The organism is Edwardsiella sp. A.80236 (assembly GCF_044540725.1).
Taxonomy (GTDB): Bacteria; Pseudomonadota; Gammaproteobacteria; order Enterobacterales; family Enterobacteriaceae; genus Edwardsiella; species Edwardsiella tarda.
In genome coordinates this window covers 1-15020 of record NZ_JBIUCY010000030.1, presented here as the reverse complement: position 1 = coordinate 15020, position 15020 = coordinate 1, and the positions used below count along the sequence as shown (strand labels likewise).

At 49.1% G+C, this 15020-nt stretch carries 14 protein-coding genes and 5 pseudogenes; 13 read left to right on the top strand and 6 right to left on the bottom strand.

What is annotated here, in order from left to right; all coding sequences use genetic code 11:
* Positions 1-73 precede the first annotated feature (73 nt).
* Entirely contained in the window at positions 74-607 is a 534-nt protein-coding gene (locus ACEQFP_RS16730; RefSeq protein ID WP_068872393.1) for a GNAT family N-acetyltransferase, read from the bottom strand.
* Positions 604-873 carry a DUF1778 domain-containing protein gene (locus ACEQFP_RS16725; RefSeq protein ID WP_035604458.1) on the bottom strand — a complete coding sequence of 90 codons (270 nt, stop codon included), beginning with the start codon at positions 871-873 and terminating at the stop codon, positions 604-606. The genes ACEQFP_RS16730 and ACEQFP_RS16725 overlap by 4 nt, the downstream gene beginning before the upstream one ends.
* Positions 874-1162: 289 nt before the next feature.
* Here ACEQFP_RS16725 and ACEQFP_RS16720 point away from each other — a divergent pair, with 289 nt between their 5' ends.
* Both ACEQFP_RS16720 and ACEQFP_RS16715 read left to right on the top strand, forming a co-directional pair.
* The gene (locus tag ACEQFP_RS16720) at positions 1163-2194 is read left to right on the top strand and encodes an IS630 family transposase (RefSeq protein WP_074428775.1); all 1032 of its coding nucleotides are present in this window, start codon (positions 1163-1165) and stop codon (positions 2192-2194) included.
* A gap of 240 nt (positions 2195-2434) precedes the next feature.
* Positions 2435-3460, top strand: a complete 1026-nt coding sequence (locus ACEQFP_RS16715; protein ID WP_370546701.1) for an IS110 family transposase — start codon at positions 2435-2437, stop codon at positions 3458-3460.
* A 303-nt stretch (positions 3461-3763) separates the two neighbouring features.
* On the opposite strand, the pseudogene ACEQFP_RS16710 reads toward ACEQFP_RS16715, so the two are convergent.
* Positions 3764-4716: pseudogene (locus ACEQFP_RS16710) on the bottom strand (IS5 family transposase).
* A gap of 392 nt (positions 4717-5108) precedes the next feature.
* On the opposite strand from ACEQFP_RS16710, the gene ACEQFP_RS16705 reads away from it, so the two are divergent.
* The 7 genes and pseudogenes from ACEQFP_RS16705 to ACEQFP_RS16675 all read left to right on the top strand — a co-directional run.
* The gene (locus ACEQFP_RS16705) at positions 5109-5423 is read left to right on the top strand and encodes a hypothetical protein (RefSeq protein WP_139108616.1); all 315 of its coding nucleotides are present in this window, start codon (positions 5109-5111) and stop codon (positions 5421-5423) included.
* 38 nt (positions 5424-5461) lie between these two features.
* A pseudogene (locus tag ACEQFP_RS16700) lies at positions 5462-5784 on the top strand (IS1-like element transposase); the annotation flags it as partial.
* Between the two features lie 105 nt (positions 5785-5889).
* Positions 5890-6171 carry an IS66-like element accessory protein TnpA gene (gene tnpA, locus ACEQFP_RS16695; RefSeq protein WP_254654789.1) on the top strand — a complete coding sequence of 94 codons (282 nt, stop codon included), beginning with the start codon at positions 5890-5892 and terminating at the stop codon, positions 6169-6171.
* A gap of 65 nt (positions 6172-6236) precedes the next feature.
* Positions 6237-7045 (top strand): annotated as a pseudogene (locus tag ACEQFP_RS16690) (IS3 family transposase); the annotation flags it as partial.
* Positions 7046-7296: 251 nt separating this feature from the next.
* On the top strand, positions 7297-8826 hold the full coding sequence (gene istA / locus ACEQFP_RS16685) for an IS21 family transposase (protein WP_068872382.1): 1530 nt from the start codon (positions 7297-7299) through the stop codon (positions 8824-8826).
* Positions 8827-8836: 10 nt separating this feature from the next.
* Positions 8837-9580, top strand: coding sequence for an IS21-like element helper ATPase IstB (istB, locus tag ACEQFP_RS16680; RefSeq protein WP_068872383.1), 744 nt, complete (start codon positions 8837-8839; stop codon positions 9578-9580).
* Between the two features lie 81 nt (positions 9581-9661).
* A pseudogene (locus tag ACEQFP_RS16675) lies at positions 9662-10021 on the top strand (integrase core domain-containing protein); the annotation flags it as partial.
* On the opposite strand, the gene ACEQFP_RS16670 reads toward ACEQFP_RS16675, so the two are convergent.
* Entirely contained in the window at positions 9949-10767 is an 819-nt protein-coding gene (locus tag ACEQFP_RS16670) for a hypothetical protein (protein WP_254654790.1), read from the bottom strand. The pseudogene ACEQFP_RS16675 and the gene ACEQFP_RS16670 sit on opposite strands and share 73 nt — an antisense overlap.
* A gap of 12 nt (positions 10768-10779) precedes the next feature.
* Positions 10780-11280 (bottom strand): HEPN family nuclease, encoded by a 501-nt coding sequence (locus tag ACEQFP_RS16665; RefSeq protein WP_068872385.1) that lies wholly within the window; start codon positions 11278-11280, stop codon positions 10780-10782.
* A 238-nt stretch (positions 11281-11518) separates the two neighbouring features.
* Between ACEQFP_RS16665 and ACEQFP_RS16660 the strand changes: the two genes are divergently transcribed.
* The 4 genes and pseudogenes from ACEQFP_RS16660 (at position 11519) to mazF (ending at position 13252) form a co-directional block, all read left to right on the top strand.
* Positions 11519-11788, top strand: a complete 270-nt coding sequence (locus ACEQFP_RS16660) for a hypothetical protein (RefSeq protein ID WP_035600858.1) — start codon at positions 11519-11521, stop codon at positions 11786-11788.
* A pseudogene (locus ACEQFP_RS16655) lies at positions 11776-12383 on the top strand (hypothetical protein). The gene ACEQFP_RS16660 and the pseudogene ACEQFP_RS16655 overlap by 13 nt, the downstream one beginning before the upstream one ends.
* 291 nt (positions 12384-12674) lie before the next feature.
* Entirely contained in the window at positions 12675-12920 is a 246-nt protein-coding gene (locus ACEQFP_RS16650) for an AbrB/MazE/SpoVT family DNA-binding domain-containing protein (protein ID WP_035600864.1), read from the top strand.
* A complete protein-coding gene (gene mazF, locus ACEQFP_RS16645) occupies positions 12920-13252 on the top strand; it encodes an endoribonuclease MazF (protein ID WP_068872387.1) in 333 nt (110 codons plus the stop codon). The genes ACEQFP_RS16650 and mazF overlap by 1 nt, the downstream gene beginning before the upstream one ends.
* 585 nt (positions 13253-13837) lie before the next feature.
* On the opposite strand, the gene ACEQFP_RS16640 is transcribed toward mazF, so the two are convergent.
* Positions 13838-14638, bottom strand: a complete 801-nt coding sequence (locus ACEQFP_RS16640) for an MBL fold metallo-hydrolase (RefSeq protein WP_074428769.1) — start codon at positions 14636-14638, stop codon at positions 13838-13840.
* Between the last annotated feature and the right edge of the window lie 382 nt (positions 14639-15020).

Below are 15020 nucleotides of genomic sequence, written 5' to 3'. Positions count from 1 at the left end.
TCGTAACGAGCCATAGTTCAATATGTCATGGAAACAGGCAGTTACTATAGCTCAGGTGATTAAGGGACACAGCCTAGTCGGAGAATAGTCTAGCGACGGTCTTCATGGGTAAAAATAGCCTTACGCGACCTTCATTGGTGCATAGTGTCTCGAACCCATATTTACGGTAGAACCTCTCAGCCTTGTCATTTAAACAATCCACTACTACAGCATAAGCGTGTAAGAAGTGGTTTACATTCCATAAATACTCTAATGCTTTGATTAGCGTTATTTTTCCCAAGCCATCACCCTGATTTTCAATGTGAACAGATAGCTGGGCAAGCAGGAAAACGGGGACAGGGTAGTGGGGTAGTTTCTTCCCTAGATCGACCGGGAGTGAGTCTCGGGTAATTGAGCTTGGAGCTACGGTATAGAAAGCACAGATGGGATGTTTGTTATTGGGCAGGGTATCAGTAGCCGGTAAAACCATTGTCTTACTGATGCCCACCCGCATGTGTTTTAACGCGAAAATTTTAATAAAATCATTTAGTTCTGTTTCACCGCAGTCGAAAGACTCTCTGTCATGCTCAGTTTTACTCAGCTCCTTAAACTCTGCCCCATTATTCATTTAATGCCCTTTTCACGGGTAAATGATAGGGCTGATTTCAGGGCCGAATTCGGCTCTTTTGCCTGCTCACAAGCATTCATAAATTGGTCAAAAATGTCGTTTGGTAGAGCAATGCTTTCATGCGCAGCAATTACTCTCTTTGCGTCATTATCAACAATGTGAACGATATATTCCGTTAGAGTTTTCAATCCGAGCAGAGCCGATGCTTTCTCTGCTTTCGCTTTGATTTCTGGATCTAATCGCAGGTCTAAGCGTGCTGTAGCCATGGTACTTCTCCCACAAGATAAAACTTACCTGCACTCATTGTACATAAAATAACCCACCACCTCAAGTGTACGGTTTTTTTCCGTACACACCAGTTACTGATAAGCCCTGATTTTGAACAGATCCCGGATTTTTTGCAGATGCTTAGAGGCGTCGCACTGAATAGCTTGCCGTTCTCGGTAATTTTCCTAAATAGCTGAGCGGAATAGTAGATCACCGAAAGGGAACTCAGCCCGGATTGTGCGATCTGATCAATCGCCAAATATCCCAAACCACCAACCGGACTGAGCGATGCCGATCATAGCACCAATACCCCGTACAGAACGACGCCTGATGCAGAAAGCGATTCATAAAACACGTGATAAAAATCATGCCCGCAGACTGACTGCCATGCTAATGCTGCACCGGGGTGACCGTGTCAGCGACGTCGCCAGAACGCTCTGTTGCGCCCGTTCATCCGTTGGGCGCTGGATTAACTGGTTCACGTTATCGGGAGCGGAAGGCCTGAAATCCTTACCAGCAGGACGCTCCCGACGCTGGCATTTTGAGCATATCTGCACCTTGTTACGTGAACTGATAAAACATTCCCCCGGTGATTTTGGTTATCAACGCTCACGCTGGAGTACAGAACTACTGACGATAAAAATCAACGAGATAACCGGGTGCCAGTTACACGCCGGCACCGTTCGTCGCTGGCTGCCATCAGCCGGACTGGTATGGCGCAGGGCAGCACCGACACTGCGTATCCGTGACCCACATAAAGATGAAAAAATGGCAGTAATCCATAAAGCGCTGGGCGAATGCAGTGTGGAGCATCCGGTTTTTTATGAGGATGAAGTGGATATCCATCTCAATCTAAAAATCGGCGCAGACTGGCAGCTTCGCGGGCAACAAAAACGTGTGGTAACGCCGGGGCAGAATGAAAAATACTATCTGGCCGGAGCATTGCACAGTGGAACGGGTAAAGTCAGCTACGTAGGTGGCAACAGCAAAAGTTCAATGCTGTTTATCGGTCTGCTGAAGCACCTGAAAGCCACATACCGGCGGGCAAAAACCATCACATTAATCGTGGATAACTACATAATCCACAAAAGTCGTGAAACCCAGCGGTGGCTGAAAGCAAACCCGAAGTTCAGGGTAATTTACCAGCCAGTTTACTCGCCGTGGATGAACCATGTTGAGCGTCTATGGCAGGCACTTCATGACACGATAACCCGTAATCATCAGTGTCATTCAATGTGGCAGTTGTTGAAAAAGGTTCGCCATTTTATGGAAACCGCCAGTCTATTCCCTGGAGGGAGGCATGGTCTGGCAAAAGTGTAGCGCTATTAGGCGCAGTTATTTAGGCAATACAGTTAGCCTCAGCGTATCGATCATGCTGGAGCGCTGTTTGGTTTTGATTTTTCGAACCAAAAGAGTCTGTGTTTTGTTTGTTTCTGAAAGAAACTGATCTCGGTGGGCAATTTGAGAGTGCAATGTGGCTTTGTTAATGGAATGGTCGCCCCCTACATCTTGTGCCACAGCGGGACGATAAATCGTCACTACTTGAGCGGAGCGGCCATCATGAGTGTTAAGACTATCGGCATCGATTTGGCAAAAGAGGTTTTTCAGATCCACGGAACTGACGAACACGGCAAGCGCTTGTTCAACAAGCAACTCAAGCGAGCAAAAATGCTTTCCTTTTTTGCCAACATCCCTCCATGTTTGATCGGCATGGAAGCCTGTGCTTCTGCCCACTTTTGGGCCGGCAAACTAATATCGATGGGCCATAACGTCAAGCTGATGGCCCCTCAGTTCGTCAAGCCCTATGTCAAAACCAATAAGCATGATGCTGCAGACGCAGAGGCTATTTGCGAAGCCGTCACTCGACCTAACATGCGGTTCGTGCCAGTCAAGACTCCTGATCAACAAGCCGTATTGGCACTTCACCGGAGTCGTCAGAGTTTCATCAAACAACGGACCGCTCAGGCGAATCAAATTCGGGGGCTATTGGCTGAATTTGGCATCGTTGTATCCCGAGGGATCCAGCAGTTACAACTACAGTTACCTGAGATCCTGGAAGATGCCAATAACTCATTACCATCTCTATTTCGTGTACAACTGAGTCTGTTACAGCACCATATGACATATCTGTTCGATGTCATCGCTACGCTCGACAAGCAGATTGAGCAGTGCTACCGCCAAAATGCGCTATGTCAGCGTATCAGCAAGATCCCAGGCATTGGCCCAGTCACCGCCACCGCACTCATTGCGACTATCGGTAACGCCAGCAATTTCGAAAATAGCCGACAGTTGGCTGCCTGGTTAGGACTGGTTCCACGTCAGCATTCAAGTGGTGGCAAACAAGTCTTGTTCGGGATAAGCAAACGAGGTGATGTTTATTTACGAACCTTACTTATTCACGGAGCCAGGGCTGTGTTGCAGTCGGTCAAACGTAAACAGGATGCTGTATCGGGATGGGCCAGTCGGCTACTGGCACGCCGAAATAACAACATTGCCTCAGTAGCATTGGCTAATAAGAATGCGCGGATTGTGTGGGCACTATTGTCAAAAGACCAGGAGTACTGTGCAGCAGTGATAAACGTTTAATTATCTGAGTCAATAAGACAGAAACAACACCACCGATTGTTCAGGTAAGCATGACGTGATGGCAGGACAGGTCAGACCGTGATGGGGAAAACCCGGTTTATTCAAGGCTACTGAAAGAGCGCTTTGTTGATAGAGGTCTCCATCAGCCTATTCCATCAGGGACAGAGGAGTTTCACATCACCTCGGCAAAGTCCGGATCTATGGCTGCAATTGATGACCTGCAAATCCACCACAACATGTTTAGCTTGGCAAACCGGAGGCGACCATCTATGAATAAATCAGGTTTCGGGTAGGGTCGTGTTTTCAGGTAATACAAACGCTTTCTGGCATACCTGCCTTCGTCATTTTGTTCAGTGCATGCACCATGGCCATAGCCTCCGCAACCTGCCCATCATAATCACGCAGCGTCGATGAACCTCCAAATAGCTGTTTCACCCTGTACACGCCGTTTCCGCTATCGAGTGACAGATTGTAATCTGCTGTCCATTTCCACCGAGTATTACTCTCGCTCAGACGATGATTAGCAACAGCACGGTTGCTGTCTGCGTATTCTCCGGACCAGTAGCCGGCACCCTTTCGGGGAGGGATTAGGGTACTAATTTTCTTTCGGCGCAGTTCATCGTGACATAACCGTGTGTCGTAAGCTCCGTCTGCGGCGACTGACCTGATTTTTCTGTGTATCTGCCGGATTAGCCCGGGAAAGGCCTCTGCGTCCGTGACATTATTCAGTGAAAGGTCTGCGCAGATTATTTCATGTGTTTTAGCATCGACTGCCAGGTGCAGTTTTCGCCAGATGCGACGACGTTCTTTACCCTGTTTTTTGACTTTCCATTCACCCTCACCGAAGACTTTCAGTCCTGTTGAATCAATCACCAGATGGGCTATCTCACCCCGGGTGGGGACTTTAAAACTGATATTACTTGACTTTGTCCGCTTGCTAACGCTGGTGTAATCCGGGCAGCGCAGCGGAACGTCCATCAGCGTAAAAATGGAATCATGCGGCGCGTAGGGTGAGGCGGAATACGCGTTTAATCACGAGGACGGTCCTGATGGCAAGGTAAGAATAGCGCTGAGGCCTTCCCCTGGATGAAGGTGTGGCTGATTCGTACCACGCCTGAATAGCCTCATCGTCCAGCCAGAAAGTGAGGGAGCCACGGTTGATGAGGGCCTTGTTGTAGGTCTTCCTGTTGGTGATTTTGAAATTTTTTCACGGCATCGTCTTCGTTATTGGGAGGATCTGAGCTCTGATCCTTCAACACAGCAAAAGTTTGATTTATTCAACAAAGTCTGTTTAATTATATCGAGAGTGATTACAATTGGTGGTATCGTCACGGTGTCTGTGGCTGTCTCAGCCCGAAACAATTTGAAAATGAAAATATTGCTTAGGGCTGCGTTTATATTATGTGGGTAGGATCATTCATGGTTACCGAGTGCATTTCGAATGATTCTTTTGTGAAAAGAGAACGTTTTTTATTGCATTTGCATTATTTTCATCCTATTTATCAAGAAGATAAACGAGGAGGTGTACAGTGATTGGTGTAGTCTTATTTCGTTAATCAAGTTGATTATTTTAGATTGTATGTGGTTAGAATAATGTTAGCTAAAACTGATTGTTGCTTTAGAGTTTTCTCTATGTCGAGGAGGATGTGTGAAAAAAGTGCTATTGTTACTATCGTTTTTTTTATCAACTAATGCATTAGCGCAGACGTTTAATTATCAATGCGATGGGCATACTTTAAAAATAGTGCTTTCACCTAATGCTGCTTTTCTTGATGGCAAAGCATTCAGATATAAGAGCGGCGAGACTGATGGAGAGATTACGAAAATGACTTTTTTCGGTCCTTCTGGTGAAGTTCTTAAGTTCTTGGTTAACCCCGTAACTAATTTATACCGTATAGGGATAACATCAGGGGGAGGCTTCGAGGAGAAAAACTGTACTGAGATTGGTGATGTCTCTAATTAGTTGAATTGATATATAATGCCCGCATTTAAGGTATTCTCATGGCCAGCGTTACTGTTCATTGTCCCCGCTGTCAGTCTGCTCAGGTTTACCGCCATGGGTAGAACCCTAAAGGGCATGACCGGTTCCGCTGCCATGACTGCAATCGCGTGCTATACCTAACCTATGAAGCCCGCAAGCCCGGCGTCAAAGAGCAAATCACCGAAATGGCGTTCAACGGGGCCGATGTCCGCGATACCGCGAGGACGCTCAAAATAGACATTAACACTGTTATTCGCACTTTAAAAAACTCGCGCCGAAGCGAATAACATCCTCTCCGGTCGCCCATGCTGATATGGCGCTTATCTGCGAACTCGATGAGCAATAGAGCTTTGTCGGTAAGCGTACAGCGTGAACCGTCTGGTCAGAATCTGACGAATTAGACAAAGTGGTGTCCACCAAATAAGTAGTGGGAACCAAAGTGTCAGATATGCAGAAAAATGTGACTCCCGGCAGGCGAAAAGGCTGCCCTAATTATTCTCCTGAGTTTAAGCAGCAACTCGTTGCTGCCTCCTGCAAACCCGGAATATCCATCTCAAAACTGGCGCTTGAAAATGGCATTAATGCCAATCTGCTGTTCAAATGGCGCCAACAATGGCGCGAGGGAAAGCTGCTATTACCTTCCTCAGAGAGCCCTCAACTACTCCCTGTGACTCTCGATGTCGCTGCTGTACAGCCAGAGCCGCCAGCAGAGGACCCGGAGGCTCTGTAGTGGATCGGTAATTCAGGACACCTCGAAATCCTGTTAATGTTAAAACAGTGAAAATGAGGTGATGCATGCTCAAAACTCGTCGAACTAAACGCACCTTTTCCCTGGAGTTCAAGCTCGAAGCTATCGAGCAAGTGGTTAAATACCAGCGCGATGTCAGAGAAGTCGCTCTGGCACTTGAGCTCAACCCTGACCATTTGCGCAAATGGATACGTCTGTATAAGCAAGAACTTCAGGGTATTGAGCCCACTGGTAATGCCATTACCCCTGAACAGCGAGAAATTCAGCAGCTTAAAGCGCAGATAAAGCGTCTTGAGATGGAAAAAGAAATCCTAAAGCAGGCTGCCGTGCTGATGAGCGAAATCCCCGGCAAGCTGTCGCGCTAATCACACGGCTGAAAGCAAAGTGGCCAGTGCAGATTCTTTGTCATTTATTCGGTATTCACCGTAGCGTTTATTACGCGCACGTGAAGCGTCCTGTTAATGTGCAAAGAATTGAATTACGAAGCCGGGTGAGGGCTTTCCATGCTCTCAGTCGTGGCGCTGCCGGTAGCCGGGCAATCAGCCAGATGTTGCGCCAGAGTGGTGTTAATGCAGGCCGGTGGCTGGCACGACAACTGATGCGGGAATGCGGGCTGACAAGTCGACAGCCGGTTAAACATCGCTACCGGGTAAACGAAGACAACAGTCCGCCATTGCCAAACTTACTGAACCGGCAGTTTAACCCCACCGCACCAAACCGCGTCTGGTGCGGCGACATCAGTTTTATTCGCCTGCGGGACAGATGGTGTTATCTCGCGCTTGTTGTTGATCTATATTCACGTCGGATTATCGGTTCAGCCCTTTCATTAACCGCTGATGCTGATCTGGCGTGCAGGGTGCGTATTCCGACCTAAACCGACCATTGATTCCGATGTAATCCGATCGCACTTTCCGATTTAATTCGACCACGAATTCCGATTTGTTCCGGCCAGATTTGGCCATTCATCGGAATCCGTGATCCTGGATCCGGAATCCGTGATCGGATTGTCGGAATTGGTGATCCTGTCGTCGGAATCCCGCGCTTTTCACTTTTAAAACAATGGACAACACTTTCTCCTGATAACCCATCTTCCGGAGACGTGTCGCCATGGCAAGACTGAGAACGCGGATGAGTAAAATAAAAGAACTGCTGCGCCTTAAATTTGACTGTCACCTGCCCAACAGGAGCATCTCGGCCTGTCTGAATATCGGGTGCAGCACCGTATCTGATGTGGTCACCCGCTTCAGGGGAAGCCAGCTGGCGTGGCCCCTGCCGGAAGATATGACGGAATCACAACTCGAGGAGTTGCTCTATACCGGGCGAGCCAGCGACAGTCATAAACGGATGCCGGACTTCCCCATGTGCCATCAGGAGCTTAAGCGTAAAGGGATGACCAAAATCCTGCTCTGGCAGGAATATCAACAGGATGCCGGTGAAAATGCCTACGGCTACAGCCAGTTCTGCAACCTCTACAACGAGTGGCTGAAGCTACAAAAACGCAGTATGCGTCAGCATCATGTTGCCGGAGAGAAGCTGTTCCTCGACTTCTGCGGGCCAACAATCCCGGTCATCAACCCGGATACGGGTGAAGTGAGACAGGCGCAGATCTTCGTCGCCACACTGGGTGCCTCAAACTACACCTACGTCGAAGCCTGCGAAAACCAGCGTCAGGAAAGCTGGCTGATGGCCCACGTCAGGGCGTTCGAGTTCTTCGGCGGCGTGCCCCAGCTTCTTGTGCCGGATAACCTGAAAGCGGCGGTCAGCCGCGCAGACCGCTATGAGCCGGTACTGAACGAGAACTACCGTAAGCTGGCCCGCCATTACAATACGGCAGTGATCCCGGCGCGGCCACGCAAACCCAAAGATAAACCCAAGGTTGAAAATGCCGTTCTGGTTGTGGAGCGCTGGATCCTGATGCGGTTGCGTCATGAAGTGTTCCACACGCTGGCTGCACTGAATCTGGCCATCAGTGAGCTGCTCCAGGATCTGAATGAGCGACCGTTCCGTCGGTTACCGGGTTGCCGGAAAAGCCTGTACGAAAAACTGGATAAGCCCGCACTGAAGGCGCTGCCGCCATACCGGTATGAATACGTTGATATCCGCCGTGCAAAGGTCGGCCCGGACTATCACGTGCTGTACGGCAAACATGCGTACTCTGTTCCTCACGCGCTGGTTGGCAGCCATATCGATATCGAGGCAGGTGCCCGGCTTGTTCGCCTCTATCACCGGGGAACGCTGGTTGCCCAGCATCCACGTGCGCAGCAACAGGGCGGCTTCACCACGCAGGCAGAACATATGCCGGAGTCGCACCGCCGGCAACGATGGAGCCCGGACAGGCTGCTGTCCTGGGGAGAAAGCATCGGCAGTGCCACCCGTGCCGTGGTGGCCTGGCATCTGCACCACCGCGCTCATCCGGAACAGGCTTACCGGACCTGCCTGGGGCTGCTCAATCTCAGCCGGGAATATGGCGATGCCCGGCTGGAGAATGCCTGCCAGCAGGCGCTGTTACTGGAGCGGCCATGGCGGCAGGTGATCCTGAATCTGCTGACGAACCACCGGGACCGGCTGAAAGACGAAGCGCCGGATGAATCCCCTGTAGAGCACAGCAACGTACGCGGTGCCGGGTACTACCACTGAGGAAACAATAATGCATAACAACCTGCTGGAACAGATACGGGTCCTGCGGCTGGGGCACATGAGCAACGCACTGGAACTGCAATGGTCACAACCGATGACCTACACCTCGCTGAGCTTCGAGGAGCGTCTGGGGCTTCTGCTGGAGCACGAACTGCTGCAGCGTGAGGTCTCGAAGGTCAATCGCCTGCGAAGACAGTCGAAACTGAGACTGGATGCGCAGCCTTCACAGCTTGACTACCGGCCGGAACGGGGGCTGAACCGGCAGTTACTGGTGCAGTTGCTGACCGGTGCTTATGTTCACCGTCATGAAAATGTGCTGATCACCGGGCCAACGGGATGCGGCAAAACATACGTGGCCTGTGCGCTGGGTGAGCAGGCCTGTCAGCAGCATATCCAGGTGGTGTACTACCGGCTGACGCGACTGCTTGATGACCTCAATATCGGCCATGCCGACGGGAGTTACCAGAAACAGCTACTGCAGCTGTCGAAAAAGGAACTGCTGATCCTTGACGACTGGGGGCTTGAAAAGCTGAATACCCGACAATCCTCAGACCTGCTGGAGGTGATGGAAGACAGGTACCAGCGGGGAAGCACCATCATCATCAGCCAGCTACCGGTGAGCGAATGGTACAAACTGGTGGGTAACCCGACGGTTGCCGATGCGCTGATGGACCGGCTTCTGCATAACGGGCACCGCGTTGAGCTCAGAGGTGAATCAATGCGTAAACTGGCGCAAACCGATCAGACGAGTTAAAAACTAAAGTAAGAAATAACCAGCGCGGGAAACGCGATCGAAATCGCCGGAATCACTGAACGGAATCATCGGAATACGCACAGGGCTTTGCGTAATGCTCTGGAAACACGGCCGCGTGATGGCCGTCTGCTGTTTCATTCAGATCAAGGTATTCAATATAAAAGCAATAAATACAGAAGGTTACTCTGGCGTTATGGGGTAATGCAAAGTATGAGTCGCAGAGGGAATTGCCTGGATAATTCGCCGATGGAAAGAGTCTTTCGCAGCTTTAAAAATGAATGGCTTCCGAAAGGTGGTTATGGTGATTTTAGCCATGCAGTACGCGATATAAACCAGTGGATAAATGGTTATTACAACGTTTATCGACCTCATACAAACAATGGTGGTTTATCGCCTTGCTTGCATGAAGAAAAGTGGAAACAGGTTATTACAGTGTCCTGATTTTGTGATCCACTACACCTGGACACCGATTTCCCTTCACAGTCGATGCCGAAAGTTGCAAGGCAGTCCGGCGGAAGCGCCCGGACTGACGTATATGCATATGCCAGGGCCGTTTCAATCGCTCCTTTTTCATAAGAGATATCCGCCTGGAACCAGATAATGCAGGGATGCAGCACCTTAAGGTAATAGGCCGTAAGATCGTGACCGTACTGCTTCAGGTAGGCGTTACAGACATCCTCTACCAACTCAGGCAAGCGGAGATAATCGTGTAGTCCGTTTTCTCGGGCATGAAAATGCAATTCCCGAACCAGATGGCCATAAGGCCCCCAGTGCATGCTGTCGCCGGTTCTGAGCTGAAACAGCGCATCCGGAACATCTCCCGTTTCAAACCACTGCTGCAGGCGTTTACGGACTAACTCATCCGGGGCCAGGTCTACCAGCATCTTTACCGCAAGCGATTTCGAATTATTCAGCGCAAGTAACCCACCCGGGAAAGTATTCCCGGCAAAAGTCCGGGTGCCATGAAACCAGAAAGCCCGGGAGAAGGGACCTGGTTCACCCAGTTCCGCGCTGACATAATCTTTCAGATACTGATTTGCATCCACCATAATGCTTTGATCTGTCTCGTAGATATGCTCCAGATCGAGCGAAAGAAGCACCTTTTTAAGCTTTTCAGGTGGACAGCCAAACCCGGCAGACAGTGTACGCAACGCCTGAGAGCGTGAGGAGCAATCGAGGATCAACATTGTGCAAATCCCTTACAAATCCACTGCGTTAACAGCAGGGGCTCGACGGCGGGCCATATTCCCGAGCAGCTGCGCTGCGTAATATTTCAGAAAGGGTAAAAGTTCCGGGGCGCTGAAAGTGGCGTAGGCACCCTCATCCTCAGGATCATCCCTGAAAGCAATCAGATCGACAAGACGCTCGTCGCTGAGTGATACAACCTGGACGCTGAAATGAGCCACAGAATTCCTCATTTTAAGGATAAGAGCACGCAGAGTCATCTCCGGTCCGGGTAGCTGCGACTCCTGTAACCCCATGCTTGTTTTAAGCTGCTGCGTTAAACGGTCAGTCGGCAGGAAAGAGAGCGCCATTTCTTTCGGCAGCACGATGAGACCCAGAAGGCAATTCAGGGTCAGCGTGTAGTTGTACTGCTCCCTGAAGTGCTTGCCCTGCACCTCAATCATTTCGTTATCCTGATCGATAAGAGCCAGTGTTCGCTGAACAAATTCGGTCTCAAAATCTGAATAATTTCCCATTTAACTCTCCCGTTCCGGTTCGAAAACCTACTATACTATCCGGCCTGCCTGACGGCTCAGGTACGGTATTTCCGAGTAAGCCTTTTTTCGGATCTCCGCAATGAAAAACAGGCTAGAGATATGATTTTATGATTATGAGACTAATATTATATCAAATATGATTATTAAGAATTAAGCTATAAATCATTCATGGTATGATTTTATACATAATTAGACACTATCATATTGAGCATTCAGAATGGATGAGAAAGTATTCTTTCACCTTAGTTATGAAACTATGCTCGGCGACACGGAAGATTTCGTTAATGCGTGCCTTGAACGGGCAAACCGTGCCGACTGCAACGATGCCGATGCCGAGATTTCCCGGGCGCGCAGCGCGATCGAACTCTGGTACCACCTGACGATGGCGGGCCGGGCTCCTGAAGATGTCGCCGACAGGGACCATCTGCGCCTCACCGAAATGCTCCTGCGCGCTCCAACAGCAGAACAACGTTCATGGCAGCAGTAACAACCTCCCGCAGACCTTCTCCGCTGCAGCGGCGGGTGCTGATTGTGCTGGCCGCCCTCGATGAGAAAGTCCTGGCCCCGTGGCCACGCGGGATATTGAGCGGGTGCTAGAGCGGGGAGGAGACGCCCCGGTATATGGCCCCAACCTGCGCGCTTCCTGCCGACGGATGGAAACAGCGGGCTGGCTGCGCACTCTGCGGGCGCCCAACCTACAGCTCGCCGTTGAACTGACAGAAGCCGGGCGGGCGCTTGCCCTACCGTTGCTGACGGCTGAACAGGATCGCGTCCAGGCCGAACAGCGCGCCACGGAAGTGATCGTTCTTCCCTTAGTTCCACTCAGGGCGGCAGATACGGCATCCCCTCATACTGACGATCGGCTGGTCACGCTGGCTAACCTCAGCTACATGGCGTGCCGGGCCGATTTTGTGGTGCGTCTTGACGGCAGCACCTGCCTACAACTGTGGAGCCGAGCCGGGCACCTAACCCGCCTCGCGGGCGATCCCCTCCAAGTAGCACAGTGGCTACAGGCCTGTCACGATGCAGGTATCGATATCAGGATACAGATCAATGAAAACCATACCTCAGAAGAGGGCTAGATTAGGGAGCCAGCGCGATACGGTGGTGAGTCTGTCCAGTCGAGAAGATGGAATTAGCTCTTTAGCACGTTCACTAGTGCGCTATCCTCTCCTGATCCCCGCATTGCTAGAAATCTAAGTATCCAAAAAAGATTAAATATACAGACGTTATCCACCGAAACTGTGGATAACACCGCTTCCTTTCCTGCTGTTCCCCACACTTATCCCCTTAGTAAAAGTATCAACAAAGTTGACACATCTGTTGTTATACACTAAAGTATCATCATTGTTGATACAATAAGGGGAAGGGAAATGGCACAAGTAGTAGTGAAAAAATGGGGCAATAGCCCGTCGGTACGCCTCCCGGTTGCAATAATGCAAGCCGCATCACTTAACGTCGATGATACCGTTGATATTGCTGTAGAAGATGGTCGGATCGTGATCATCCCGGTGAAAGCAAAAGAGTATTCACTTGATACGCTCTTAGCTGGGATCACCGAGGATAACATTCATGAAAGAATGGGCTTTGGCGAGCCGGTAGGAAAGGAGTTACTCTGATGGTTTCACATTTTGTACCGGATTCGGGTGATCTGATCTGGATTGATTTTGATCCCGTAGCAGGGCACGAACAAGGGGGAAAGCGCCCCGCCGTCGTACTAAGTCCGTTTGCATACAACAATAAAGTCGGATTATTACTGTGCGTACCCTGTACCACTAAGGTTAAGAATTATCCCTTTGAGGTAGAACTGTCGGGAGAACGTGACAGCGTAGCGTTAGCGGATCAGATCACTTGCGTTGACTGGCGAGCCAGAAAAGTAACAAAAAAAGGTACTATCAGCGCTATTGAGCTGGCCGATATAAGAGCTAAGGCAAAAGCCCTCATCGGTTAATTAAACATAGCCACTCAGCGCTCTGAAAGGCAACTAGCTGCCGGAGCGCAACAGCTTCTATCCTGTTACTGATCTGCTGCGGGGCGGGCAACACCGCGCCCTGGGCCATCACCGGCACTCGATGCCGGAACATGCCCGGCAACCCTGGCCAACACGCTGTAACTCGATCTTAATTCCCGCTTATCATGGATAACTATTTATAGTTTTTTATTATCGTATTTATTGTTTTATACCTCTTCCAACTTTCCATAAAGTTACTCCAGTTACGCCTGAATGTTAATATCCGCCATATGACACCGATCCCCCACATCACATAGACATAATACTCAAGATATTTAAGTACATGCTCTGAAAAATTCTTGCTCTCATCTAAGGATAGAGTCGAGCAGTACATTACATTAAGAAAAATAAATGAAATGACACTAATTATTAATACAAAACCAACTCTAAACCCCAACAATAAAAATGTCAGAGCTAGATAGAATATGACTATCAAATACGATAGCGTCAGAAGAAAACATTATGACCTCTGTATAACCCTATAAACTGTTATAAATATTTAGTAGAATAGCACAATCATAAGCTCTATCCAAGAATACAAACATCTCCGGTTGACGGAGCGACTACTTCCGGCAACCACAAACGGCCCCATTTACCAGTACAATGACAACCCATTATTTTATCTGGTTTATTTCGCTGTAGAAACTGCCTTACCTTCCTAAGCTTAATGGGGGATGCAAAGCGTAGATGAAAACCACCAAATATGGCATGAATATGATATATTCCGGTTATATTCTGGCAGTGGCGTACGATATCAATTAGCCCTCGATGGCCACAACCGACAAAGATGATCAGCCCCAAGTCGGATTTATAGATTAAAGCTCCCTCATCTTTTACATAATCTGCTTTTACATTCTTACTACCGGTAACACCATAAGCATGTGGTTTATCTACAGGAATTTCTCCAGACCACAAAAAACGCTCACTGATATGTAATGGGGTGCTGCTATAATCCATGCGAAAACGTGAAAAATCATTATGTAATGATAATTTTTTTATTCTTGCTGTATAACCTAAAAATCTTACTCCAGAGTAGCGCTCAATCGCCACCGTGGGATGGCATATTATCCGAGTTGAATCAGGTAACCACGGAACACCGCCGCAATGATCATAGTGCCCGTGTGAAAGAACCACCGCAGTTAAATTTGTCAAATCGACACCCATTAAACCCGCGTTATGCATGAAACTATCATCAGGTCCGGTATCAAACAGAATTGAGTCATTTTCATCCTGTATCAACAGGCTAAGGCCAGCTTTAGCACACAGCAATTTTTTAGAGCTTGGATTGAGTCGGTTTTCCAACAGGACAGTAACGGTTATGGACATGTTGCTTCTTTCCTGAAATGGTTCGTTCTTTCAACACATTATCCACTGTACCACGGGCACCTGTTGACATCCTCCCCGGCCTTCAGGCCGGGGAGGATGTCAAAGCCCCTGAAAGCATAAACGATTAAAAATGTAAAACAACAGCTTATAATGCAGAGAGTTACAGAAGATTACGGAGGACGAGGAAACAGCCTTCCACAAAAAGAAGGGATGATCTACTTATACCTTTTTTCGGATCTTTGCTGAAAATGAGCGATGCAAACATAGGCATATGCATAACATATACATTGCCTGTACATAGGCTCAACATATGCATATACTTAACCTATGCAAATGGCCATCAGGCCATAATACTAGGAGGTCATCATGCGAACCGTATCTA